This is a genomic window from Streptomyces sp. NPDC048718 (assembly GCF_043198875.1).
In the GTDB taxonomy this organism is placed as follows: Bacteria; Actinomycetota; Actinomycetes; order Streptomycetales; family Streptomycetaceae; genus Streptomyces.
Map to the genome: position 1 here is coordinate 5,584 of NZ_JBICVG010000012.1, position 22,897 is coordinate 28,480.

General features: G+C 72.4%; 22 protein-coding genes and 1 pseudogene. 15 read left to right on the forward strand and 8 right to left on the reverse strand.

Annotation, left to right across the window (positions count from 1 at the left end; all coding sequences use genetic code 11):
• Window positions 1-124: 124 nt before the first annotated feature.
• A complete protein-coding gene (locus tag ACGFRB_RS22475; RefSeq protein WP_393245307.1) occupies window positions 125-424 on the reverse strand; it encodes a YciI family protein in 300 nt (99 codons plus the stop codon).
• A 10-nt stretch (window positions 425-434) separates the two neighbouring features.
• Entirely contained in the window at window positions 435-884 is a 450-nt protein-coding gene (locus ACGFRB_RS22480; RefSeq protein WP_393245308.1) for a DUF4240 domain-containing protein, read from the reverse strand.
• Window positions 885-955: 71 nt separating this feature from the next.
• On the opposite strand from ACGFRB_RS22480, the gene ACGFRB_RS22485 reads away from it, so the two are divergent.
• Both ACGFRB_RS22485 and ACGFRB_RS22490 read left to right on the forward strand, forming a co-directional pair.
• Window positions 956-1,693: an endonuclease V gene (locus ACGFRB_RS22485; RefSeq protein ID WP_393245310.1), complete on the forward strand. Its 738-nt coding sequence runs from the start codon at window positions 956-958 to the stop codon at window positions 1,691-1,693.
• A gap of 74 nt (window positions 1,694-1,767) precedes the next feature.
• Window positions 1,768-2,172 (forward strand): VOC family protein, encoded by a 405-nt coding sequence (locus ACGFRB_RS22490; protein ID WP_393245312.1) that lies wholly within the window; start codon window positions 1,768-1,770, stop codon window positions 2,170-2,172.
• 88 nt (window positions 2,173-2,260) lie between these two features.
• Here the strand turns inward: ACGFRB_RS22490 and ACGFRB_RS22495 are convergent, their stop codons facing one another.
• The gene (locus ACGFRB_RS22495) at window positions 2,261-3,484 is read right to left on the reverse strand and encodes a saccharopine dehydrogenase family protein (protein WP_393245669.1); all 1,224 of its coding nucleotides are present in this window, start codon (window positions 3,482-3,484) and stop codon (window positions 2,261-2,263) included.
• Between the two features lie 243 nt (window positions 3,485-3,727).
• Here ACGFRB_RS22495 and ACGFRB_RS22500 point away from each other — a divergent pair, with 243 nt between their 5' ends.
• The 4 genes from ACGFRB_RS22500 to ACGFRB_RS22515 all read left to right on the forward strand — a co-directional run bounded on the left by ACGFRB_RS22500 (window position 3,728) and on the right by ACGFRB_RS22515 (window position 9,683).
• Window positions 3,728-4,957, forward strand: a complete 1,230-nt coding sequence (locus tag ACGFRB_RS22500) for a CaiB/BaiF CoA transferase family protein (protein ID WP_393245314.1) — start codon at window positions 3,728-3,730, stop codon at window positions 4,955-4,957.
• A complete protein-coding gene (locus ACGFRB_RS22505; protein ID WP_393245316.1) occupies window positions 4,954-6,105 on the forward strand; it encodes an acyl-CoA dehydrogenase family protein in 1,152 nt (383 codons plus the stop codon). Before ACGFRB_RS22500 ends, ACGFRB_RS22505 begins: the two co-directional genes overlap by 4 nt.
• Window positions 6,106-6,236: 131 nt before the next feature.
• Window positions 6,237-7,460: an acetyl-CoA C-acetyltransferase gene (locus tag ACGFRB_RS22510; RefSeq protein ID WP_361225525.1), complete on the forward strand. Its 1,224-nt coding sequence runs from the start codon at window positions 6,237-6,239 to the stop codon at window positions 7,458-7,460.
• A gap of 39 nt (window positions 7,461-7,499) precedes the next feature.
• The gene (locus ACGFRB_RS22515) at window positions 7,500-9,683 is read left to right on the forward strand and encodes a 3-hydroxyacyl-CoA dehydrogenase NAD-binding domain-containing protein (RefSeq protein WP_393245318.1); all 2,184 of its coding nucleotides are present in this window, start codon (window positions 7,500-7,502) and stop codon (window positions 9,681-9,683) included.
• A gap of 69 nt (window positions 9,684-9,752) precedes the next feature.
• Here the strand turns inward: ACGFRB_RS22515 and ACGFRB_RS22520 are convergent, their stop codons facing one another.
• Window positions 9,753-10,541, reverse strand: a complete 789-nt coding sequence (locus ACGFRB_RS22520) for a MerR family transcriptional regulator (protein WP_393245320.1) — start codon at window positions 10,539-10,541, stop codon at window positions 9,753-9,755.
• 143 nt (window positions 10,542-10,684) lie between these two features.
• Here ACGFRB_RS22520 and ACGFRB_RS22525 point away from each other — a divergent pair, with 143 nt between their 5' ends.
• From ACGFRB_RS22525 to ACGFRB_RS22545, 5 genes are all read left to right on the forward strand, one after another.
• Window positions 10,685-11,167 (forward strand): Appr-1-p processing protein, encoded by a 483-nt coding sequence (locus ACGFRB_RS22525; RefSeq protein WP_393245322.1) that lies wholly within the window; start codon window positions 10,685-10,687, stop codon window positions 11,165-11,167.
• Window positions 11,168-11,263: 96 nt separating this feature from the next.
• Window positions 11,264-11,743, forward strand: coding sequence for a hypothetical protein (locus ACGFRB_RS22530; protein ID WP_363004428.1), 480 nt, complete (start codon window positions 11,264-11,266; stop codon window positions 11,741-11,743).
• Between the two features lie 324 nt (window positions 11,744-12,067).
• A complete protein-coding gene (locus tag ACGFRB_RS22535; RefSeq protein WP_363004430.1) occupies window positions 12,068-12,721 on the forward strand; it encodes a response regulator transcription factor in 654 nt (217 codons plus the stop codon).
• The gene (locus ACGFRB_RS22540) at window positions 12,712-13,980 is read left to right on the forward strand and encodes a sensor histidine kinase (RefSeq protein WP_393245324.1); all 1,269 of its coding nucleotides are present in this window, start codon (window positions 12,712-12,714) and stop codon (window positions 13,978-13,980) included. The genes ACGFRB_RS22535 and ACGFRB_RS22540 overlap by 10 nt, the downstream gene beginning before the upstream one ends.
• Before the next feature lie 39 nt (window positions 13,981-14,019).
• Window positions 14,020-15,294, forward strand: coding sequence for a hypothetical protein (locus ACGFRB_RS22545; RefSeq protein ID WP_393245326.1), 1,275 nt, complete (start codon window positions 14,020-14,022; stop codon window positions 15,292-15,294).
• Between the two features lie 131 nt (window positions 15,295-15,425).
• Here ACGFRB_RS22545 and ACGFRB_RS22550 read toward each other — a convergent pair.
• Window positions 15,426-16,079: pseudogene (locus tag ACGFRB_RS22550) on the reverse strand (response regulator).
• A 173-nt stretch (window positions 16,080-16,252) separates the two neighbouring features.
• The gene (gene sph, locus ACGFRB_RS22555) at window positions 16,253-17,284 is read right to left on the reverse strand and encodes a sphingomyelin phosphodiesterase (RefSeq protein ID WP_393245328.1); all 1,032 of its coding nucleotides are present in this window, start codon (window positions 17,282-17,284) and stop codon (window positions 16,253-16,255) included.
• Between the two features lie 208 nt (window positions 17,285-17,492).
• Here sph and ACGFRB_RS22560 point away from each other — a divergent pair, with 208 nt between their 5' ends.
• The 3 genes from ACGFRB_RS22560 to ACGFRB_RS22570 all read left to right on the forward strand — a co-directional run bounded on the left by ACGFRB_RS22560 (window position 17,493) and on the right by ACGFRB_RS22570 (window position 19,920).
• On the forward strand, window positions 17,493-17,978 hold the full coding sequence (locus ACGFRB_RS22560; protein WP_361225490.1) for a hypothetical protein: 486 nt from the start codon (window positions 17,493-17,495) through the stop codon (window positions 17,976-17,978).
• A 398-nt stretch (window positions 17,979-18,376) separates the two neighbouring features.
• Complete coding sequence (locus tag ACGFRB_RS22565) at window positions 18,377-19,189, forward strand: oxygenase MpaB family protein (RefSeq protein ID WP_393245670.1); 813 nt, start codon at window positions 18,377-18,379, stop codon at window positions 19,187-19,189.
• Window positions 19,190-19,281: 92 nt separating this feature from the next.
• Entirely contained in the window at window positions 19,282-19,920 is a 639-nt protein-coding gene (locus tag ACGFRB_RS22570; RefSeq protein ID WP_393245330.1) for a LysE family translocator, read from the forward strand.
• Between the two features lie 105 nt (window positions 19,921-20,025).
• Here the strand turns inward: ACGFRB_RS22570 and ACGFRB_RS22575 are convergent, their stop codons facing one another.
• Window positions 20,026-20,619, reverse strand: coding sequence for a TetR/AcrR family transcriptional regulator (locus ACGFRB_RS22575; RefSeq protein ID WP_363004442.1), 594 nt, complete (start codon window positions 20,617-20,619; stop codon window positions 20,026-20,028).
• A 47-nt stretch (window positions 20,620-20,666) separates the two neighbouring features.
• On the opposite strand from ACGFRB_RS22575, the gene ACGFRB_RS22580 reads away from it, so the two are divergent.
• Window positions 20,667-21,218, forward strand: a complete 552-nt coding sequence (locus ACGFRB_RS22580) for a GNAT family N-acetyltransferase (RefSeq protein WP_393245332.1) — start codon at window positions 20,667-20,669, stop codon at window positions 21,216-21,218.
• Window positions 21,219-21,341: 123 nt separating this feature from the next.
• On the opposite strand, the gene ACGFRB_RS22585 is transcribed toward ACGFRB_RS22580, so the two are convergent.
• Window positions 21,342-22,880 carry a M1 family metallopeptidase gene (locus tag ACGFRB_RS22585; RefSeq protein WP_393245334.1) on the reverse strand — a complete coding sequence of 513 codons (1,539 nt, stop codon included), beginning with the start codon at window positions 22,878-22,880 and terminating at the stop codon, window positions 21,342-21,344.
• Window positions 22,881-22,897: the final 17 nt, after the last annotated feature.

Here is a 22,897-nt window from a genome sequence, read left to right on the forward strand (position 1 = left end):
CGGTCCCGCCGGGGGTCGGTGCGGGGCGGCCCGGCGGGGGGCGGGGGGGGGGCGCGCCCCCCCCCCCCCCCCCACGACCGGACTCGGCCCGCCCCGGGACCCCGCTCGGTCCGGGCGGCGGGTCCTAGGCGGGCAACTCCTCCCGGAACGCCGCCAGTCCGTCCGCCGTCTTGGTGGCGTGGAACTCGACGATCCGGTACGTGCACACGCCCCCGACGCTGAACGGGTCGGTCGCCGCGATCTTCTCGATCTCCGCGCGGCCGACCCCGGCGGCCAGGATCACCCCGCCCTCACGCGGCTCCTTGCGGCCCGAGGCCAGGAACACCCCCTCCGCGTACCGCGCTTCCAGCCACGCGACATGCTCGGTCAGCAACGCGTCGATCCGCTCGATCGGCGCCGTGTAGGTCAACTCCAGTACGAACATGCCGGTCAGCCTACGTCTCGCCGCAAGCACCCACCCAGGCACTGGTGTTGGAGTACGACTCGTACGAGTACCGGGTCTCTCGCCCCCACTCCTCCCCGGCCGGCTCCTTGTACGCCCGGTCCGGCACGTACAGCAGCGGCTCCGCCCAGACGAGGTCTTCCGCGTACGGGGCGAAGGCCGACGGATCGGCGAGGGTCCGCTCGTACTCCGCACGTCCCGCCGCCACCACGGCCGCGCGGGTGTACAGGAACGAGTCGCCGGACTGCTGCCCCAGCTCGCCCCAGGCGGGGCCGTCGAGCAGGTACAGCAGCCGGGAGAGCTGCTCGGCGAAGCCGATCACCATCGACACCGGCCCGCCGCGCAGCCGTTCGGTCAGGGCCGCGGCCAGCCCCTCGGCATCGGGATCCTCGCCGGCGGGCCGGTGGGCCTCGATCAAGCGCCAGAACTCTTCTTCGGTCATGGCCCGAGCGTGCCGTACGGGTCCGACAACGGCCGCGCGCGATCCCACGGGCGCCGCGTAGGGTCCGGGGCATGAAGATCATCGAGATTCCCGAGGGGTGGCCCGCCGACGAGGGCGCGGCGCTGGCCGTGCAGGAGGAACTCCGCGGCCGGCTGGTGACGGGGGAGGAGGGGCCCGAGCCCGGGACGGGGCATGTCACCGGGGTCGACGTGGCCTACGACGACGAGCGCGACCTGGTCGCCGCCGCGGCCGTGGTCCTCGACGCGCGCAGCCTGGAGGTGGTCGAGCGGGCCACCGCCGTCGGCCGGGTCTCCTTCCCGTACGTACCCGGGCTGCTCGCCTTCCGGGAGATCCCCACCGTGCTCGCCGCCCTCGGCCGGCTCGCCGCCGACCCAGGGCTGCTGGTCTGCGACGGATACGGGCTCGCCCACCCCCGCCGCTTCGGCCTCGCCAGCCACCTCGGGGTGGTCACCGGTCTGCCGTCGATCGGGGTCGCGAAGAATCCGTTCACCTTCACCTACGAGCAACCGGGCCCGGAGCGCGGCGCGTTCAGCGCCCTTGTCGCCGACGGCGAGACCGTCGGGCGCGCGCTGCGCACCCGCGCCGGGGTCAAGCCGGTCTACGTCTCGGTCGGCCACCGGGTCTGGCTGGACCGGGCCTCGGAGCACACCCTGCGGCTCAGCCCGCGCTACCGCCTGCCCGAGACAACTCGGCACGCCGACGCCCTCTGCCGGCAGGCCCTCGCCGAAGCGCTCTCGGCAGCGGATGCCGAGGCCGAGACCAAGACCGGGACCGCGGCGTCTGAGTGACAGGGGCCGACTGAGTATCCGTGAGTACCCGTACGGATACCGGGGGCGTGAACCGGAGCGGCAGGGTGGGGGCCATGACTTCTCCCACTGCGGCCCTTCCCTCCGCGATCGGTACCTTCCAGTGCCTCGTGCTCGACTGCACCGACGTAGGGGAACTGGCCCGCTTCTACCAGCGGTTGCTCGGCGGCGAGATCAACCGGCCCGATCCCCAGTGGGCGGTCGGTGACGCCTGGGCCACCCTGCACGACGCCTCGGGCGCCCCGGTGCTCGCCTTCCAAGGGGTGGCGGACCACCGGCCGCCGGTGTGGGGCGCGCCGGAGCAGCAGTTCCACATCGATGTACGGGTCGGCGACCTGGACGCCGCGCACGAGGCGGTCCTCGCGCTCGGCGCCCGGCGGCTCGACGGCGACGAGGGCGACCGGGCCTGGCGTATCTACGCGGACCCGGCCGGCCACCCGTTCTGTCTCGTACGGCACTGAGCCTCGCGCGCCCCGTACGGCGGCGTGCCCCGAGCGCGGCGCCACCATCCCGCCGCGCCCGCTCGGTTCGTACTCGCTTCGTACCCGCTCAGTTCGTGTGCGCCACCCGGAAGCGCAGCCCCGCCGCCCGCAGCCGGTCGAGCAGTGCGTCACCCATCGCGACCGCCGTGGTGACCTGTCCGGACGTCATCGGCAGCGGGTCGTGGGCGAGGCAGAGTGCCGACTCGGCGAGCATCTTCGCCGTCTCGTCGTAGCCCGGGTCGCCGCCCGACACTTCGGTGAAGACCCGCCGGCCGCCGCCCTCCCCGACGAAGCGGACGGAGAACCAGCTGCGTGCCCTGAGTTTGGCGCTCGGGCCCTTCCCTGACTTGTAACGCTCCGTCAGCCATGCGCGCACGGTGGGGACTTGGGCGGCCAGCAGGCCCGTGCCGACTGCCGTCGTGCCGCCCAGCGCCACCAACAGGGACTTCAGCGAGGCGAAGTGGCGGTAGCGGAAGTCCGGTCCGTAGCGGTCGATGGCCCGTGCCGATCGGATCACCACCTGCGGATCGAGGGTGGGCAGCGGCAGCGCCCAGGTGCCGGTCTCCCGGCTGAAGCGCGGCCCGCCGAGAGGCGCTCGGGCCCGTCGGCGCACCGACCTCGGTTCGTGCAGCCGCCGTTCGCGTGCCGCGCTCAGCATCTCCCGGCCGCGTCCGAAGGCGCCGAGGGCCGAGGCGAACGTGCCGCCCGAGATGAGCGCGCCGGCCCGGACGAAGCCGTCGATCCGCAGCGGCACCCCCTCGGGCAGCTGTCGCACGGTGAAGTAGACGCCCAGGTCGTGCGGGATGGAGTCGAAGCCGCAGGCGTGTACGAGGCGGGCGCCGGTTTCGCGGGCGAGCGCGTCGTAGCGTACGTACATCAGGTCCACGAACTCCGGTTCCCCGGTGAGGTCCAGATAGTCGGTGCCGGCCTCCGCGCACGCGGCGACCAGCCCTTCCCCGTACCGGATGTAGGGCCCGACCGTGCTCGCCACGACCCGCGCGGAGCGGGCGAGCGCGCGCAGCGACGCGGGGTCCTCGCTGTCCGCGACGAGCAGCGGCAGCGCGGCGCAGTGCGGCCACCGCGAGGCGAGCCGGTCGCGCAGCGCCGTGAGCCGGTCGTGGCCGCGTCCCGCCAGGGCCCAGTGGCAGCCCTCCGGCGCGTGCTCGGCCAGATACTCCGCGGTGAGTTCGCCCACGAACCCGGTCGCCCCGAAGAGAACCACGTCGTACGACCGTTCCGTCGCCTCCGTCGCCTCGGCGGCCTCGGTCGCCCTTGTCGCACCGCTCTCCATGCCGGCCTCCACCCCAGTCCCCACAGCCCCTCGCCTTCGCTCGCGCCCCCGGCGCGCATGTCGTCGGCGGACTCTAGCGGACGCGTCCGGCCTCGCCGGGCGCCGAAGCGTCCGATCCCGTCGGGGTAAGCGCTTGCTCGGCCCGGGGGCTTGTGCGGAGTGGAACACGTTCCTAGCATCTTCGGTGTTACAGCATTGATGTCACACACTTGCGCTCACCCGCCGCACCTCCCTGGGGGCCCGATGACGACACCCGGCCAGTCCCGCACCGGTCCGCTCGACGGCGTCCGCGTGGTCGAACTCGCCGGCATCGGCCCCGGGCCCTTCGCCGCCATGCTCCTCGCCGACCTCGGCGCCGACGTCGTGCGCGTCGACCGCCCCGGCGGGGCGGGCCTCGGCATCGACCCCGCGTACGACCTCACCAACCGCAACAAGCGGTCCGTGCTCGTCGACCTCAAGGCCGCCGACGGCCCGGCGACCGTGCTCGACCTGGTCGCCCGCGCCGACGTCCTCATCGAGGGCTACCGCCCCAGCGTCGCCGAACGCCTCGGCGTCGGCCCCGACGCCTGTCTGGCCCGTAACCCCCGGCTTGTCTACGGCCGGATGACCGGCTGGGGCCAGGACGGACCGCTCGCCCCCAGCGCCGGGCACGACATCGGCTATCTCGCCGTCACCGGCACCCTCGGCATGATCGGCCCCGACCCCGAGGGGCCGCCCACCGTCCCCGCCAACCTGGTCGGCGACTACGCCGGAGGCTCCCTCTACCTCGTCATCGGCATCCTCGCCGCGCTCCGGCACGCCCGCGAACACGGTGAGGGCCAGGTCGTCGACGCCGCCATCGTCGACGGCTCCGCCCACCTCGCCACCATGATCCACGGCATGCTGGCCGCCGGTGGCTGGCAGGACCGGCGCGGGGTGAATCTGCTCGACGGCGGCTGCCCCTTCTACGGGACGTACGAGACCTCCGACGGCGGTTACATGGCCGTCGGCGCGTTGGAACAGCGGTTCTACGACGAGTTCACCCGGCTGCTCGGCCTCGGGGAGACCGCCGGGGCGCGCGCCGACCTCGCACGCTGGCCCGAACTGCGTGCCGCCGTCGCCGATCGCTTCCGCACCCGTACGCGCGCGGAGTGGACGGCCGTCTTCGAGGGCACCGACGCCTGTGTGTCCCCCGTCCTCTCCCTGCGCGAGGCCCCCACGCACCCGCACCTCGCCGCGCGCGGCACCTTCGTCGAACACGCCGGCCTGGTCCAGCCCGCGCCCGCGCCCCGCTTCTCCGCGACCCCCGGCACGGTCCGCACCGGCCCCGTCCTGCCGGGCGCCGACACCGACGAGGTCGCCCGCGACTGGGACGTTCCCGCACTCCAACCCGGCGGCCCCCACTCCGGCGACTCCCGTCCCGGCGATCTTCGCCCCGGTGACTCCCGTCCCGACGACCTCCACCCCGACGACGCCAAGGAGCAGCAGGCATGAAGCGCCGGCTCTACACCGACGACCACGAGGCGTTCCGCGCGACCGTCCGCACCTTCCTCGCCAAGGAGGTGCTGCCGCACTACGAGCAGTGGGAGAAGGACGGCGTCGTCTCCCGCGAGGTGTGGCGGGCCGCCGGGCGGCAGGGGCTGCTCGGTCTCGACGTCGACGAGGAGTACGGCGGCGGCGGGATCCCCGACTTCCGTTACGCCGTCGTCCTCGCCGAGGAGTTCACCCGGGCCGGCACCCCCGGCCTCGCCATCGGGCTGCACAACGACATCATCGGCCCGTACCTCACCTCGCTCGCCACCGAGGAGCAGAAGCGCCGCTGGCTGCCCGGCTTCTGCAGCGGCGAGATCATCAGCGCCATCGCGATGACCGAGCCCGGCGCCGGTTCCGACCTCCAGGGGATCCGCACCAGCGCCGAGGACCGAGGCGACCACTGGATTCTCAACGGGTCCAAGACCTTCATCTCCAACGGCATCCTCGCCGACCTGGTGATTGTCGTCGCCAAGACGACCCCCGAGGGCGGCGCGCACGGGCTGTCCCTCCTGGTCGTCGAACGCGGCATGGAGGGTTTCGAGCGCGGCCGCAACCTCGACAAGATCGGCCAGAAGGCCCAGGACACCGCCGAACTCTTCTTCCACGACGTCCGCGTCCCCAAGGAGAACCTGCTCGGCGAGCTCAACGGGGCCTTCGTCCATCTGATGACCAACCTCGCCCAGGAACGGCTTGCCATCGCCGTCGCCGCCATCGCGGGCGCCGAGCACCTCCTGGAGCTGACCACCGCGTATGTCAAGGAGCGCGAGGCCTTCGGCCGCCCGCTGGCCAAGCTCCAGCACATCCGCTTCGAGATCGCGGAGATGGCCACCGAGTGCGCCGTCACCCGCACCTTCGTCGACCGCTGCGTCGAAGAGCACATCGACCCGACGGGCACCGGCCTGGACGCGGTGAACGCCTCGATGGCCAAGTGGTGGGCCACCGAGCTGCACAAGCGGGTCGCCGACCGGTGTCTGCAACTGCACGGCGGATACGGCTACATGAGCGAATTCCCGGTGGCCAGGGCCTACACCGACGGCCGGATCCAGACCATCTACGGCGGGACGACCGAGATCATGAAGGAGATCATCGGCCGCTCCCTGCTCGGCTGACCCCGCAGCCGGCCAGCCGACCCGCCCGGACGGCCCCGGGCCCGCCCCCCGACCTCCGCGAGCGCCCCCGGCCCCGATGCACCGCCGGCCGCCCGGCCCTCGCATCCGACCCTCATGTGAAAGGCACCACCGTGACCACCGAAGCGTACGTCTACGACGCGATCCGCACCCCGCGCGGCCGCGGCAAGGCCAACGGGGCCCTGCACGGCACCAAGCCGATCGACCTGGTCGTCGGCCTGATCCAGGAGATCCAGGCCCGCCAGCCCGGCCTCGACCCGGCCGCCATCGACGACATCGTCCTCGGTGTCGTCGGCCCCGTCGGCGACCAGGGCTCCGACATCGCGCGGATCGCCGCCATCGCCGCCGGTCTGCCCGACACCGTCGCCGGCGTCCAGGAGAACCGCTTCTGCGCCTCCGGCCTCGAAGCCGTCAACATGGCCGCGATGAAGGTCCGCTCCGGCTGGGAGGACCTGGTCCTGGCCGGTGGCGTCGAGTCCATGTCGCGCGTCCCGATGGCCTCCGACGGCGGCGCCTGGTTCGCCGACCCGATGACCAACATCGCCACCAACTTCGTGCCCCAGGGCATCGGCGCCGACCTCATCGCCACCCTCGGCGGCTTCACCCGCCGGGACGTCGACGAGTACGCGGCCCTCTCCCAGGAGCGCGCCGCCGAGGCTTGGAAGGCCGGCCGCTTCGACCGCTCCGTCGTCCCCGTCAAGGACCGCGCCGGTCTCACCGTCCTCGACCACGACGAGCACATGCGCCCCGGCACCACGGCCGACTCCCTCGGCCGCCTCAAGCCGTCCTTCGCGGACATCGGCGAACTCGGCGGCTTCGACGCCGTCGCGCTGCAGAAGTACCACTGGGTCGAGGCGATCGACCACGTCCACCACGCCGGCAACTCCTCCGGCATCGTCGACGGCGCCTCCCTCGTCGCCATCGGCTCGCAGGCGACCGGCGAGCGCTACGGGCTCACGCCGCGCGCCCGGATCGTCTCCGCCGCCGTCTCCGGCTCCGAGCCGACCATCATGCTCACCGGCCCCGCCCCCGCCGCCCGCAAGGCGCTCGCCAAGGCCGGACTCACCATCGACGACATCGACCTGATCGAGATCAACGAGGCCTTCGCGGCCGTCGTCCTGCGTTTCGCCCAGGACATGGGCGTCTCCCTCGACAAGATCAATGTCAACGGCGGCGCCATCGCGCTCGGCCACCCGCTCGGCGCCACCGGCGCGATGATCCTCGGCACCGTCGTCGACGAGCTGGAGCGCCAGGGCAAGCGCTACGGCCTCGTCACCCTGTGCGTCGGCGGCGGCATGGGCATCGCCACCATCGTCGAGCGCGTCGAGCGCTTCTGACCGCCCGGTCCGAACCCCTCTTACGGAGAAGCATCAGTCATGAGCGAGAGCACCACCATCCGCTGGGAGCAGGACGAGACCGGCGTCGTCACCCTCGTCCTCGACGACCCGGACCAGTCCGCGAACACCATGAACCAGGCGTTCCGGGCCTCCATCAAGGCCGTCGCCGACCGCGCCGTGGCGGAGAAGGATTCCATCCGCGGCATCATCTACACCTCCGCGAAGAAGACCTTCTTCGCCGGCGGCGACCTCAAGGACATGATCAAGGCCGGCCCCGAGGACGCCCGGCCGATCTTCGAGGCCGGCCTGGAGATGAAGGACGCGCTGCGCCGTATCGAGACCCTCGGCAAGCCCGTCGTCGCCGCGATCAACGGCGCCGCGCTCGGCGGCGGCTACGAGATCGCGCTCGCCTCCCACCACCGGATCGCCCTCGACGCGCCCGGCTCCAAGATCGGCCTGCCCGAGGTCACCCTCGGCCTGCTCCCGGGCGGCGGCGGCGTCGCCCGCACCGTACGCCTCATGGGCATCACCGACGCCCTGCTGAAGGTGCTCCTCCAGGGCACCCAGTACAACCCGAAGCGCGCGCTCGCGAGCGGCCTCGTGCACGAGCTGGCCGAGACCCCGGAGGACCTGCTCGCGAAGGCCCGCGCCTTCATCGACGCCCACCCCGAGTCGCGTCAGCCCTGGGACGTGCCCGGCTACCGGATCCCCGGCGGCACCCCGTCGAACCCGAAGTTCGCCGCCAACCTCCCGGCCTTCCCCGCCAACCTGCGCAAGCAGCTGAACGGCGCGCCCTACCCGGCGCCCCGCAACATCATGGCGGCGGCCGTCGAGGGCTCCCAGGTCGACTTCGAGACCGCGCTCACCATCGAGAGCCGCTACTTCACCGAGCTGGTCACCGGCCAGACCGCGAAGAACATGATCCAGGCGTTCTTCTTCGACCTCCAGGCCGTCAACTCCGGCGCCAACCGTCCGCAGGGCATCGCCGCGCGCCCGGTCCGCAAGGTCGCCGTGCTCGGCGCCGGCATGATGGGCGCCGGCATCGCGTACTCCTGCGCCCGCGCCGGCATCGAGGTCGTCCTCAAGGACGTCAGCACCGAGGCCGCCGCCAAGGGCAAGGCGTACTCCGAGAAGCTGTGCGCCAAGGCCGTCGCCAAGGGCCGTACCACCCAGGAGAAGGCCGACGCCCTGCTCGGTCTGATCACCCCGACCGGCGACGTGGCCGACCTGGCCGGCTGCGACGCCGTCATCGAGGCGGTCTTCGAGGACACCGCGCTCAAGCACAAGGTGTTCCAGGAGATCCAGCACGTCGTCGAGCCCGACGCGCTGCTGTGCTCCAACACCTCCACCCTGCCCATCACCACCCTCGCCGAGGGCGTCGAGCGGCAGGCCGACTTCATCGGTCTCCACTTCTTCTCGCCGGTCGACAAGATGCCGCTGGTCGAGATCATCAAGGGCGAGCGCACCGGCGACGAGGCCCTGGCCCGCGCCTTCGACCTGGTCCGGCAGATCAACAAGACGCCGATCGTCGTCAACGACTCGCGCGGCTTCTTCACCTCCCGGGTGATCGGACAGTTCATCAACGAGGGTGTCGCCATGGTCGGCGAGGGCATCGAGCCCGCCTCCGTCGAGCAGGCCGCCGCGCAGGCCGGCTACCCGGCCAAGGTGCTCTCCCTCATGGACGAGCTGACCCTCACCCTGCCCCGCAAGATCCGCAACGAGTCGAAGAAGGCCGTCGAGGAGGCCGGCGGCACCTGGGTCGCGCACCCCGGCGAGGCCGTCGTCGACCGTATGGTCGACGAGTTCGGCCGCCCGGGCCGCAGCGGCGGCGCCGGCTTCTACGAGTACGGCGAGGACGGCACGCGCGGCAAGCTGTGGCCGGGGCTGCGCGAGCACTTCGCCAAGCCGGACGCGGAGATCCCGTTCACGGACATGAAGGAGCGGATGCTCTTCGCCGAGGCCATCGACACCGTGCGGCTCGTCGAGGAGGGCGTGCTGACCTCGGTCGCCGACGCCAACATCGGTTCCATCCTCGGCATCGGCTTCCCGGCGTGGACCGGCGGTGTGCTCCAGTACGTCAACGGATACGAGGGCGGCGTCGCCGGCTTCGTGGCGCGGGCGCGCGAGCTGGCCGCCACCTACGGCGAGCGCTTCACTCCGCCCGCCCTCCTGGTGGAGAAGGCCGAGCGGGGCGAGGTCTTCACGGACGCGCCGTCGGCGTAGTAGTCGGCGTGGCCTGCGAGTACGGGCGGGCCCGATCGGCGGGTGCGGCCGGGGCTCGGGCGGGCGCGTTCAGGACGCCGGCGGTGGCGGTGTCCTGAACGCGCTCCTCAGCTCCTCGCTGAGGGACCGCTGAAAGGCCGTGACGAGGGCCTGGACCACCATCGGCTGCATATGCGCCGAGAGCGACTTCATCGCGCTGAGGTGGTCCGGGTCCTCTCCGCTCTCCCGGTACGGGTTCCACACCTGCTCCCGGAACAGCCGCGCCAGCTCGTGCGCCGCGCTGCGGGCGTGCTCCAGGAGGACGGTGCGCGAGGCCAGGATCGTCTCGTGCTCGATGGGTACGTCGAGCAGCTCCACGCCGAGCCGCAGCAAGGACCCGTCGAGTCGGAACACGTCCGGGTCGGGGCCCTTGTCGAGGACCCCCATCGCGGCGAGCCGGTCCACGTCCCGGTCGGCGAGCGGCCGCCCGGCCCGCCGTTCCAGTTCCTGCCGGGTGGTCTCCTCCGCCGACTCGGGCGCCCAGGAGGCCACCAGGGCGCGGTGCACGGCCAGGTCCTGCGCGCTGAGGTCGGGCGGCAGCTGCTCCAGATAGCGTTCGATCGCGGCGAGCGTCATGCCCTGCCGCTGGAGCTCCTCGATGAGGGCGAGCCGGGAAAGATGGGCGGGCCCGTAGTGGCCGACCCGGCGGGGTCCGATGACGGGCGGCGGCAGCAGCCCCCGGGTCCCGTAGAACCGCACCGTCCGTACGGTCACCCCGGCGCGGGCGGCCAGCTCGTCCACGGTGTAGACGGGGTCGGCCGGGCCGCCGGGCGCGCCCGCCCGCTGCCCGCCGTCATGCGCGTCGCTCGCGTGAACCATGGTTCAACAGTATTGCTGTCTCACTGCCGCTGTAAAAGACGTCGAACATCGGTGGGATCGGGCGGAATCGGGGGAGGGGACGTGCAGAGCAGGGGCAGGCGGGGCCGGGCCGGATTGTCAGTGGTCGCTCGTACGGTGAGCTCATGAACGGGATCGCGTACGTACGAGGGGACGCCACCGCTCCGCACGGTGAAGGCGTCAAGATCGTCGCGCATGTCTGCAACGACCTGGGCGGCTGGGGGAAGGGTTTCGTGCTCGCCGTCTCGCGCCGCTGGCCGGAGCCGGAGGCGGCGTACCGCCGCTGGCACCGCGAGCGGAACGGCAACGGCTTCGGGCTCGGCGCGGCCCAGTTCGTCCAGGTGACTCCCTCTGTATGGGTGGCCAATCTGATCGGGCAGCGCGGCATGCGCCGGGGGCGGAGCGGTGGAGTGCCGGTGCGGTACGAGGCGATCGGCGCGGCGCTCGGGCTGCTGGCCGCCAAGGCGGCGGAGCTGGGGGCGTCGGTGCACATGCCGCGCATCGGCTGCGGGCTCGCGGGCGGTCAGTGGGCGCGGGTCGAGCCGTTGATAGAAGAACGGCTGGTGGCACGGGGGATACCGGTCACCGTGTACGACTTCGGGGCGTAGCGGGACCGCACGGCACCACGGCGGGGGAGAGCGGGTCCCGGCGGGCACTAGAGTCGTGCGTCTGTTCGTAACAGGGGGATGGGTAGGGGGATGGGAATGCGGACACCACTCAGACAGACGGCCGGTGAGCTGGCCGCTGTCCTGTGGCGGGAACACACCGTGTACCGCGAACGCGGTGGCGGGGTCGTGATCCGGGGCGAGCACGTACGCCGCTGGATCAGCCTGGCGCCGACCGGCGGCCGGGACCAGGCGCTCGTCCGGGCGGGCCGGATCCTGGACGGCGGGACGACCGCGCCCGCCCGGCTGGAAGCCGTGGTCGATCTGACCTCAGGGACGACGGAGCTGGCCGCGGTCTGCCGGCGCCTGCTCGCGGAGACCGCCGCGGACGCGGCACCCTCCGCCGCCGCGTCCACGCCCCCGCGCCGCTCCCGCATACGTTCCGCCCGCACGCAGGGCACACGTACGCGGCGCGCACGCACGGGACGCCACACGAGCCTCGGCTCCTGGGTGGTGCTGCTCTGCGTCGGGGGCATGGTGGCCCTCTGGGCGTACGGCGTCTTCTGCGGCGCCTACTGAGTCCTCGTCGACGCCCCGGACGCGTTCCTCCTCCGCGCCTTCGGGCAGCCGAGTTCTTCGCGGGCCCGGTGGATGAACTCGCGGACGGCGGGCCCGGATCGCCAGGGGACGAGGGGCGGCGCGATGGGTGTCGAGTACCGCACGGGATTCATGTGACCGATGGCGGTCCCCCGCGAACCGCTGCTGTCGCGGCGGCTCGGCCGGTCGCGCCGGACCGTCGCGGTGCGGCGGGGCACGGGCGTGCGGCGCCGGCGCGCCTCACGACCGTCAGGAGGCCGATCAGGGCAGATGGAGAACGGGGACGCGACAATCTAGGGTCGGCACGTGGCTTTCATCATGGTGTGCGAAGACGACGCGGCGGTCCGTGGCGTCCTCAAGCGCGCCCTGGAGTACGACGGCCACACGGTCGCGGTCGCCGCCACGGCCGGCAGCCTGCTGCGGCAGCTCGTGCCGGCGCCCCATCTGGTCGTCCTGGATCTCGGGCTCCCGGACGCCGACGGCCGCGACGTCTGCCTGGCCCTTCGGGCTCGCGGCGTCGACGTGCCGGTGTTGATGCTCACCGCCTTGGACGGCCTGCACCACAAGGTGGGCGGCTTCGAGGCCGGCGCCGACGACTACATGACCAAACCCTTCGACATCCCGGAACTGCTGGTCCGGGTCCGAGCCCTCCTGCGCCGGGCCGCCGTGGCGCCCGCACCGCGCGAGGTCGTCCTCGATCCGGCGAAGCACGTGGTGACCCATGGCTCGGTGAGCGAGAGCCTGACCCCGACCGAGTTCCGGCTGCTCGGCCGTTTGATCGCCTCGCAGGGCGACGCGGTACGCCGACACGCCCTCATCGCCGCCGGCTGGCCGCACGGAGCGCAGGTCAGCGACAACACCCTCGACTCGTTCGTGCGCCGGCTGCGGACCAAGCTCGGTCCGCTGGGCGTGGCCGAGCGTCTGGTGACCGTCCGCGGCGTGGGGTACCGATGGCAGTGACGGGATTCCGTCAGCGGGTCGTCGCGCTCACGGTGCTGATCGCCACCGGCGTCGTCGCGGTACTGGTCGTGGTCTCGCACGTGCTGTTGAGCCGGGTGACGGACGCCGACGCGCAGGATCTGGCACGTACTCGCGCCGAGGCGGTCGCGGCGAACGTCACCGCCAAGGGTGGCCGTGTCGTACTGACGGAGAACGGCAGCGAGGCATTGGACGAGGTCGCCTGGGTGTACGCCGACGGCCGCCTGATCGACGGGAACGTACCGGCAACCGTGGTCGATCGCGTCGAGGAACTGGCGGGCTCGGGGCAGTCGCAGACCGCGTCGGCCGGCGACTACCTCCTGTACGCGCGGCGGGTCCCGCTCGACGGCCACCACGTCATGGTGATCGTCCGGGTGGACCTCACCCCCTACGAGACATCCGAGCAGCGCAGCCTCACCTTGTCGTTGATCCTGGGCGGCCTCACGATCCTCCTCGCCGGCGGTGTCGCGCACCTCGTGGTGCACCGCGCACTGCGGGTCGTGCACGAGATGGCCGCCCGCGCCGACGACTGGGGCCATCACGAACCCGGGCGCCGCTTCGGCCTCGGAGTCCCCCGCGACGAGTTCGGGGAACTGGGACAGACCCTCGACCGCCTCCTGGAGCGCGTCGACAACGCGCTGGCGGACGAGCGCCGGCTCACCGATGAGATCGCCCACGAACTGCGCACACCACTCACGGTCCTGCGGGGCGAGGCGCAGCTGGCGCAGCTGTCCGGCGAGCCGGTGCCGCCAAAGGCGGTGCTGAGCGAGGTCGACCGCCTCGATACGGCGATCACGACGATTCTGCGCGCGGCGCGCGCACGGACCGACGGCGAGGCCCGGTGCTGTCTGCGCGGCGCCGCGCGGCAGGCGATCGCCGACCGCGCGGTCGAGGTCGCCATTCCCGCGATGGCCGAGGCCGCCGTGGCGCCCGACGTCGCCGTCTCGCTGCTGTCGCCCCTGCTGGACAACGGCCTGCGGCATGCCCGGTCGCGTGTGTGGATCACCGCGCGCTTCCAAGGGGAGGCGATCGTGGTCGATGTCCTGGACGACGGCCCCGGGTTCGATCCCGCGGACGTCGACCGGGTCTTCGAAGCGGGTGTGACCGGCGGCGACGGGTACGGTCTTGGGCTGCCGGTGGTCCGGCGCATCGCCGCCTCCGCCGGTGTGGAGGTTCGCGCGATCGCGGACGGCCGTGGTCACGTCGAGGTGACACTTCCGGCCGCGCGTCCGGCCACGTAGTCAGGTTGCTTGCAGGTTTCCTCCCGTAGACCTCCCCGCATGACAACGACAGCGGAAGCACGCACGCGCAGCGGGCGCCTCATGCTCAACAAGGTCCCCGAGGTCACCATCTGGTTCTGGGTGATCAAGATCCTGTGCACCACCGTCGGTGAGAGCTTCGCCGACTGGATCGACATGAAGCTGGGCGTCGGCCTGGTGAACACGGCCTGGATCTTCACCGTGGTGTTCGTGGCGGTCCTGGCCGTCCAGGTGCGGCTCAAGCGGTACGTCCCCTTCCCCTACTGGCTGACCGTGGTCGTCGTCAGCGTCACGGGCACGCTGTACACCGACATCCTCACCGACCGGCTCGACGTGCCGCTGTGGATCAGCTCCGCCGTGTTCTCGGTCCTGCTCGCCGTGGTCTTCGGCGTGTGGTGGCTGCGCGAGCGCACCCTCTCGATCCACTCGGTCACGACGCTTGCGCGCGAGTCGTTCTACTGGCTCGCCGTTCTCGTCACCTTCGCGCTCGGCACCGCGACCGGCGACTGGACCCTCGAACTCACCGGCTGGAGCCCGGGCGCCTCGGTACTGCTGCCGCTCGGCCTCATCGCGGCCATCACGCTGTTGTGGAAGTGCGGCGCGAACCCGGTGCTGTCCTTCTGGCTCGCCTACATCCTGACCCGCCCGCTGGGCGCCAACATCGGCGACTGGCTCGCGTCCCCGAAGGTCGCGCGGGACCCGGGTGACCCGACCGGTCTCGCGCTGGGCACCTTCACCACCAGCCTGATCTTCCTCGGCCTCATCCTGGCGACGGTGGTCTATCTGACGGTGACGCGCTCGGACGTGACCGAGACCTACGAGGCGGCCCATGCCGCACACGCCACCGGCGACCCGCGCAAGGAGCGCGTCGCGCTGGCCGGCATCGGACTGCTCGCCGTCGCGACCACGAGCCTGCTGGTCTGGGCCCACGGCCGGCCGCATGTCGGGCCGGCGCCGGAGGCCGACAACACCTCCGCCGTCCGGATGGCTCCGGGCGTGGCGGTGAAGAAGTTCCCGCCCGCCAAGGTCTCCGCGCTGCGGACCCTCGCCGCGACCTCTCTCAAGGACGCACGCTCCGGGAACGTGAAGGGCGCGCACGAGGCCGCCCAGTCGCTGCGTGACCTGTGGGACGCCGACCAGGCGTCGTTGCAGCCGCTGGACGACACCGGCTGGACCTCCATCGACGCTCAGATGGACCAGGTGCTCAAGACCTTCGGTATCGATCACTCGAACCCGTCGATGTCGCCCGCGCGGCAGGAGAAGGAGCTGAACGCACTCCTGACGGACATGGGCTGACGGGCCGTACAACGCCCCCCGACGCCCCCCGACGCCCCCCGACGCCCCGGCGCCCCGCCCGGCCGACGGGCCGCGGGCCGGCCTGTCGGCCGGCCTGTCGGCCGGGCGGAGGTCCTGTGCCGGGCGGCCCGTCACAGGGGTGAGCTTCCGGGGACCATGAGACCCGACTCGTAGGCGACGACGGCCTGGGCGCGGCTGTCGACGTGGAGCTTGGTCATCGTGCGGCTGAGAGGGGTCTTGACGGTGGCTTCCCCGATGAAGAGCCGGGCGGCGATCTCAGTGTTGGACAGGCCGCGTGCGGTGAGCCGGAGGACTTCGCTCTCCCGCGCGGTCAGTACGTCCAGGTCCCGGCCCGGATCGGCGGGCGCCTCGGGGTCGGCGTGGGTCACCTACGTCTCGATGCGGCGCCGGGTGACGCTGGGGGCGAAGAGCGTGTCGCCGCGGGCCACCGCGGTGACGGCCTCGACGAGCCGCTGGGGGCCGGTGTCCTTGAGAAGGAAGCCGGAGGCGCCGGTGCGCGGGGCCGCGTACACGTACTCGTCGAGATCGAAGGTGGTCAGCACCAGGACGCGCGCCGCGGGGTCGGTCCCGGCGGCCAGGATGCGCTCGGTGGCCTGCGCGCCGTCCATGCCCGGCATGCGGATGTCCATGAGGACGACGTCGGGGCCGGTACGGGCGGTCGGCTCGATCGCGCTCTCGCCGTCGGTGGCCTCGGCGACGACGCTGATGCCTGCGCCTGGAACGACACCACCGGCCACATCAAGTGCACCGGCTGGTACTGAGATTCCGCTCCTGGCATGCGGGTTCCGCTCAGGTAGGCGCTCCACCGATGACCGTCCGGTGATCACGAGGTGACGTGCCGTTCGCGGCGATCAGGGACGGTGGTGGCTCTCCACGGGGGGAGGGCCGCCACGGGGGGAGGGCCGCCACCGTCCCGCTTGGTCCGCCGCGCGCGGCTCTACGGCGCGACGTCCCCGACGACCGGGTAGTGGTCGGACAGGTTGGTGTACGTGTAGTCCTTGCCCCAGCTGGTGACCGTCCACGGCGCGGTCCGCTCCGGCACCACGGTGTTCGTCCAGCCCGCCGGACGGGGGTGGCCCGAGCGGTACAGGATGTAGTCGAGATCCTCGCGCGGCTCGCCCGGGTAGCGGTCGAGGGCGATCGAGTTGAGCGTGGTGTCGAAGGAGTACGGGTGCCCGGCGCGGACGTCCGCGCCGGCCAGGTCCGCGTCGGCGAGCATCGTCGCGTACTCGGGGGTGCGCGAGTCCACGTTCATGTCGCCCGCCACTATCACCTGCTCGTCCGCCGGGATGTTCTTGGCGTCGAGGAAGGCGTCGACGGTCTTGAACTGGGCGCTGCGGATCCGGGCCGGCTCGCCCGCCGAGCACCCCGAGTCGGTGGACTGCGTGTGCGTGCCGACCACGTGCACCCGGGTGCCGTTCACGTCCAGGACCGCGTAGACGAAGCCCTTGTTCGAGAACCAGTCGGAGCCGCAGCCGTCCTTGTACACCCACTGCTCCTTGCGGACGATCGGCCACTTGCTGAGCACGGTCACCCCGCCGTCCTCCGGCGTCAGGGCCGAGTAGGAGCCGCCTGTGGCGTCCCAGCCCGACTTCGAGCGGCCGAGGACCGGGGTCTGGTACGGGTACTGCGCGGCGGCCTTCGCCTTCAGGGCGTCGGAGGAGGAGTTGTCGAAGGCCTCCTGGAGCACCACGACATCCTGCCCCTGGAAGAAGGAGGCGGCCGGTATCGCCGCGGCCCGGTGGTCCTGCCCCCAGTTCGGGTAAAGGTTCTTGGACATCAGGAACGTGTTGTACGTCAGCACCTTCAGGTGCGGGGCGGTGGCGGCCTGGCTGTCCGAGGCGATCGGAGCGGCGGCCTGGGCGGAGGCGGCGGGTGCGGCGGCCGTCAGCGCGGTGGCGGCGAGCGTGACCGACACGGCCGTGGACAGGGCGGCGCCGGGGATCCGGCGGAGGGCGGCGAGCGGCACTGAAACTCCCGGGGAAGAAGTGGGGTTTGAACCGGCGTCGCACATCAAAGCAGCCGCGGTTACCTTCGGGTAGCCTCCAGGTGCCGCGCATATGGAGCGGTGCGCACGAGCCGGCCAACTTCCCGGCCGTCTTCCCGGCCGTCCTCCCGTTCGGCGTCCGGCCACCCGCCCCGGTCGGCCACCCCTCGCGGGCAGGTAGAATGCGCGCATGACCCTCGCGAACAAGCAGATCTTCCCCATGGACCTGGGTCCCCTGAACCCGGTCTGGGCCGAGCTCATCCTCGGCGCCGTCCTCTTTGCCCTGACCTTCCTGATCCTGGCGAAGGGGATCCTCCCGAAGATCAACCGCACGCTCGCCGAGCGTGAGGACGCGATCGAGGGCGGCACCGGCCGCGCCGACGACCTGCGCGCCGAGGCCACCGCCATCCGTGAGCAGTACGAGGCCGAGCTGGCCGAGGCCCGCCACGACGCGGCCCGCATCCGCTCGCAGGCCACCGAAGAGGGCTCCGCGGCCATCGCCGCCGCCCGCGCCGAGGGCATCGCCGAGCGCGACGGCATCCTGGCCGCCGGCCACCAGCAGATCGCGACCGAGCGCGAGGCCGCCGAGCGCGAGCTCTCCACCGATGTCGACGCCTGGGCCCAGGCCCTGGCCGGCCGCATCGTCGGCGAGCCGGTCGGCGCGCAGCGCGCCTGACGCACCGAGAACACCTGTACGGGGCCGCGCCCCGGGCCATCGAGCCCGGGACGCGGCCCCGCGTCGTATCCGCGCCCGGTCCGTCCGGCTCCGGCAGCGGACGCACTCCGCCCGGAGGGGCCGGGCCTCTTGAGCTTCCGCGCCTTCCAGGGCCGTCGGATCTCGCGCGCCGTGCGCACCGCGCCCGCTGTGCGCGGCCCGGCGGGCCTTGCAGGTCGTACGCGACTCGGGGCAGCCTGGGAGGCCGTAGCGAACAGGCACGAGGGAACCGCATGAGCGAGAACGTCCGCATGTCCCGCCCGCACCCGGACTCCGGCCAGGCGCCGGCCGAGCCGTCCGCCCCGGGCCGGTCTCGGCGCGAGGCCGCGCCCGACCCCGTACCGCCGCCGGTCGGCGGGGTGCTGTGGACCGTCGCCGGAGACATACGGGCCCTGCTGATGCTGCCCGCCGCCCTCACCATGCAGGTCGCCCACCCCGCCATCGGCGCGGGCGTCGACGACCACTCCGTCTTCCGTACCGATCCCTGGGGCCGCGGCGAACGCTCCCTGCGCTCGCTCCAGCTGTGGATCTACGGCGGCCCCGCCGCCGTGGAGGAGGGCCGCCGGCTCCGTACGATGCACAAGCGGATCCAGGGCACTGACGCCCACGGCCGCCGATACCACGCGCTCACCCCCGCCCACTACGCGTGGGTGCACGCCACCGGCTACCCCGTCTACCGGCACGGCCTCGGGCTGCTCGCGCGCCCGCTCACCGATGCCCAGGAACGGCGGCTCTACGCGGAATGGCTCCAGGTCGGCCGGGTGCTCGGGATCCACGACCGCGACATGCCCCAGACGATCGAGGAGTTCTGGCCGTACTACCGGCGTGTCCTCGAAGAGGACTTGGAGGCCACCGTCGTCGTGCGGGAACTGATCGACCCCGACGCGGCGGTCCCGGCCCCCGACCGGGGCCCGCTGCCCCTGCGGCTCGTTCTCCGGATGGCATGGCCCTGGCTGCGCGGACCCTTCCAGCGCGTCCGGTCCTTCCTCACCATCGGCCTGATGCCGCCGGACGCCCGCGCCGCCCTCGGCCTCGCGTGGACGGACGCCCAGGAACGCCGGCTGCGCCGGGTCGCCCGGGTGGTCCGGCTCGTCGTCCCGGTCCTCCCCGAGCGGCTGCGCTATCTCCCCCTGGCCTACCGCGCCCGCCGCGCGGCCCGGGCGGGCGCCTAACCGGAAGGGGCCGAGGAACCATGGGGCGGTGTGTACGGCCCGCAGGGGGCGGACGCGCGGGCCGTAAGGCCGGTGTCATAGGCTGGCCTTCCATGGCAATAAGCACTTCGCTGTGGTCCTTCGCCCTGGTCGTAGGGCTTCTCGCACTGACTCCCGGTCTCGACACCGCTCTGATCCTGCGTACCTCCGCCCTCGGCAGGCGCCGCAGAGCCTGGGGCGTCGTCCTGGGAATCCAATCGGGCACCTTCCTGTGGGGCGCCCTCACCTCTGTGGGGGTGACCGCGCTCTTCACCGCCTCGCACCTCGCCTATGTGACGTTGCGCTGGGTGGGCGCCGCCTATCTCGTCTGGATGGGCGTCCGCATGCTGCGGGACACCTTCCGGGGCCTGCCCGTGACCGGCGCCGGTGAATCCGACTCGCTCACCGGGGAGGACTCGGTCACCGGCGGCTGGCGGCAGGGGACGCTCACCAACCTCCTCAACCCCAAGATGGGCGCCTTCTACGTCGCCGTCCTGCCCCAGTTCATCCCCGCCGGCGCGAGCCACTTCACCATGGGGTTGATGCTCACCGCGGTGCACATCGTCATCGGTGTGATGTGGTCGGCCGTTCTGGTCGGCTGCGCCCGGGTGCTGCACGGCTGGCTCCGCAAGCCGCAGGCCCGTCGCCTGCTCGACCGGATCACCGGGACCGTCATCGCCGCCTTCGGCGTTCGGCTCGCTCTCGGCGACTGAGGGCCCGGGGCTCGGGACTCGGGGGCTTGGGACTCAGGGGTCCGGGCTGAGGGCCGGGCATGAGCCGGGCGCCTCGGCCCGAGTCCGGGCCCCAGCGCCCAGGTCTCAGGCCGACCGGGTGGCCAGCGCGGCCAGGTAGTCGTCCACCAGCGCGGTCTGGCGCTCGGGCGGGAAGGCCGCCGGATTGAAGAGAGTCTGTACGACGAGCCCGAGGGCGAAGGACTGGGCGGCGGTGGCCAGATCGGCCGGATCGCCCGGAGGGAGTTCGCCGAGGGCCTGCGCGGTCGCGATCAGCCGCGCGAGCCGGTCGCGGCTGTCGCCGTACTTCCCGGCGTAGTCGGCGCCCAGCGCCGGGTCGGCGAGGGCGGTGTCCCAGGAGGAGACCCAGATTCGGTTGCTCGCGGTGGCCTCGTCGGTGAGCGGCAGGATGTCGAGCAGCGCGGCGCGGACCGCCGCCAGGCCCTGGTCGGCGGCCCGCCGGGGGCGGGCGGCGGTGCGCTCGTGCAGCAGGTCGAGGGCGTACGCGACCAGGTCGCGCTTGGCCGGGAAGTAGTGGGTCAGCAGACCGGTGGTGGCGCCGAGTTCGGTGGCGACGGCGCGCAGGGTCAGGCCGCTGAAGCCGTGTGCGGCCAGGACGCGCCAGACCGCCTCGGAGACGTCCCGGCGGCGGGCTTCGTGGTCACCCTTGGTGCGTGGCATGCTGCTACGGTAATAGTCATAACGCTTGTTGTGTGAATGAGGTCCCCATGTTCTCCCTCCCGCTGCGGGACGACGCCGTCCTCCGGCCGCTCGAAGCCAGGCACGCCGAGGAGTTCGCCGCCCACCTCGACCGGGCGCGCGACCACATCCGTCCCTGGGTCGGGCAGGCCTTCGTCACCACCGGTGTCGACGGTGCCCGCGGCACCCTCGTCCGTTACGGCGAGCGGCAGGCCACCGACGGCGGCCGGCTCTACGGGATCTGGCGCGCGGGCACCCTCGTCGGCGGCGTGATGTTCACCTCCTTCGACGCCGCCGACGGCAACTGCGAGCTGGGCTGCTGGCTCGAACCGGCCGGTGAGGGCCACGGTCTGATCACCGCCGCCTGCACCCGGCTCCTCGACTGGGCCCTCATCGAGCGCGGTCTGCACCGCGCCGAATGGCACTGCCGGGCCGACAACGAGCGCAGCGCCGCCGTCGCCCAGCGGCTCGGCATGACCCTGGAAGGGGTCAGCCGCGAGACCTGGCTCTACGACGGCGTCCGCCACGACAAGCAGCAGTGGGCCGTGCTCGCCCGCGAGTGGCAGGCTCACCGCGGCTGAGGGCTGAGGGCTGAGGGCTGAGGGCTGACGGCTGACGGGCCGGCGGGGCCGGGGCCACCCCGCTCCGGCCCCGCCGGCCGTACGTGCCCCAATCCGGCCCCGGCCCCGCCGCCCGACCCGCCCTCAGTGCCCGTCGCGCGCGTGGATGGTGTTCGTCGCCGCGATCTTCCGCCACGACTTCGGCTGGACGGGCTTCGCCGTCGCACCCGAGGCCGCCGACAGGCCCGCCGCCGCTGCCGCCCGCGCCCCGGGCTTCACCGGCTGGTAGAGCCAGGTGTCGAAGAGCCCCGCGAGCGGCTTGCCGGAGACCCGCTCCGCGTACCGGACGAAGTCACCGACATGGGCGTTGCCGTACGCGTGCTCACGCGGCCAGCCCTTGAGGATCGCGAAGAAGTCCTTGTCCCCGATCTCGTCGCGCAGCGCCTGGAGCGCCAGCGCGCCCCGGTCGTACACGGCGGCGTGGAACTGGTCGTCCGCGCCCGGGTCGCCCGGCTTCACCGTCCAGAACGGGTCGTCCGCCGGCCGTGACGCGTACGTGTAGTCCGCCAGCTGCCGCGCCGTGCCCTCGCCCTCCTTCTCCGACCACAGCCACTGGCTGTAGCGGGCGAAGCCCTCGTTGATCCAGATGTCCTTCCAGTCCGCGACCGACACGCTGTCGCCGTACCACTGGTGCGCCAGCTCGTGCACCACCACCGACACGTTGGAGCCGTTCGCGAACTGCCGGGGGCTGTAGAAGGGCCGGGTCTGGGTCTCCAGGGCGAAACCGCTGGGCACGTTCGGCACATAGCCGCCGAGCGCGCTGAAGGGGTACGGGCCGAAGACCGACTCCAGCCACTCCGCGACCTCGGTGCTGCGCTCGACCGAGGCCCGCGCGGCACCCGCGTTCGCGCCGAGGTCCTTGCTGTAGGCGTTGAGGACGGGCAGACCGTTCGCCGTGACATCGGTCGTGATGTCGAACTTGCCGATGGCGAGCGTGGCCAGGTACGTGGCCTGCGGCTTGTCGGAGCGCCAGTTGTAGCGGGTCCAGCCCAGCTTCGAGGGCTGCGACACAAGCACGCCGTTGCTGATGGCCTGGGTGCCGTCCGGCACCTGCACGGAGACGTCGAAGGTCGCCTTGTCCAGCGGGTGGTCGTTCGACGGGAACCACCACACGGCCGAGTCCGGCTCCTGCGCCGCCACGCCCCCGTCCGGGGTGCGCTGCCACGCCGACCAGCCGTTGATTTTGAACTCGGACGGCTTGCCCGCGTACTTCACCACCACCGATATCGGGGTGTCCTTCTTCAGCGGGGTCGCCGGGGTGATCTCCAGCTCGTGGTCGCCGGACGCGGCGAACGCCGCGACCCGGCCGTTCACCCGTACCTCACTCGCCCGCAGCCCGAGGTCGAGATTGAAGCGGGACAGGTCCTGCAGGGTGGTGGCGAGGATCGTCGCCGTGCCCTCCAGGAGGTCCGTCGCGGGCTGATACGTCAGCCGCAGGTCGTAGTGCGACACGTCGTAGCCGCCGTTGCCGCTGGTGGGGTAGTACGAGTCGCCGATGCCCGGCGCGCCCGGCGTCGCGCCCGCCTTCGGAGCGGGGCCCCGGCCGGCGGCGTCCGCCGTGAACGGGACCGCCAGCAGCAGGGCGGCGGCGAGGGCGCTCGGAACGATGATTCTGCGGTGCACGGGTGCTCCCCAAGTCG

Bases quoted from the DNA above. Each gene is read 5' to 3' on its own strand.
- ACGFRB_RS22490 (WP_393245312.1), top strand. From the start codon at position 1,768: ATGACTTCTCCCACTGCGGCCCTTCCCTCCGCGATCGGTACCTTCCAG.
- ACGFRB_RS22485 (WP_393245310.1), top strand. From the start codon at position 956: ATGAAGATCATCGAGATTCCCGAGGGGTGGCCCGCCGACGAGGGCGCG.
- ACGFRB_RS22575 (WP_363004442.1), bottom strand. From the start codon at position 20,619: ATGCCACGCACCAAGGGTGACCACGAAGCCCGCCGCCGGGACGTCTCC.
- ACGFRB_RS22500 (WP_393245314.1), top strand. From the start codon at position 3,728: ATGACGACACCCGGCCAGTCCCGCACCGGTCCGCTCGACGGCGTCCGC.
- ACGFRB_RS22515 (WP_393245318.1), top strand. From the start codon at position 7,500: ATGAGCGAGAGCACCACCATCCGCTGGGAGCAGGACGAGACCGGCGTC.
- ACGFRB_RS22540 (WP_393245324.1), top strand. From the start codon at position 12,712: ATGGCAGTGACGGGATTCCGTCAGCGGGTCGTCGCGCTCACGGTGCTG.
- ACGFRB_RS22545 (WP_393245326.1), top strand. From the start codon at position 14,020: ATGACAACGACAGCGGAAGCACGCACGCGCAGCGGGCGCCTCATGCTC.
- ACGFRB_RS22560 (WP_361225490.1), top strand. From the start codon at position 17,493: ATGACCCTCGCGAACAAGCAGATCTTCCCCATGGACCTGGGTCCCCTG.
- ACGFRB_RS22525 (WP_393245322.1), top strand. From the start codon at position 10,685: ATGAACGGGATCGCGTACGTACGAGGGGACGCCACCGCTCCGCACGGT.
- ACGFRB_RS22505 (WP_393245316.1), top strand. From the start codon at position 4,954: ATGAAGCGCCGGCTCTACACCGACGACCACGAGGCGTTCCGCGCGACC.
- ACGFRB_RS22570 (WP_393245330.1), top strand. From the start codon at position 19,282: ATGGCAATAAGCACTTCGCTGTGGTCCTTCGCCCTGGTCGTAGGGCTT.
- ACGFRB_RS22480 (WP_393245308.1), bottom strand. From the start codon at position 884: ATGACCGAAGAAGAGTTCTGGCGCTTGATCGAGGCCCACCGGCCCGCC.
- ACGFRB_RS22580 (WP_393245332.1), top strand. From the start codon at position 20,667: ATGTTCTCCCTCCCGCTGCGGGACGACGCCGTCCTCCGGCCGCTCGAA.
- ACGFRB_RS22495 (WP_393245669.1), bottom strand. From the start codon at position 3,484: ATGGAGAGCGGTGCGACAAGGGCGACCGAGGCCGCCGAGGCGACGGAG.
- ACGFRB_RS22520 (WP_393245320.1), bottom strand. From the start codon at position 10,541: ATGGTTCACGCGAGCGACGCGCATGACGGCGGGCAGCGGGCGGGCGCG.
- ACGFRB_RS22475 (WP_393245307.1), bottom strand. From the start codon at position 424: ATGTTCGTACTGGAGTTGACCTACACGGCGCCGATCGAGCGGATCGAC.
- ACGFRB_RS22530 (WP_363004428.1), top strand. From the start codon at position 11,264: ATGCGGACACCACTCAGACAGACGGCCGGTGAGCTGGCCGCTGTCCTG.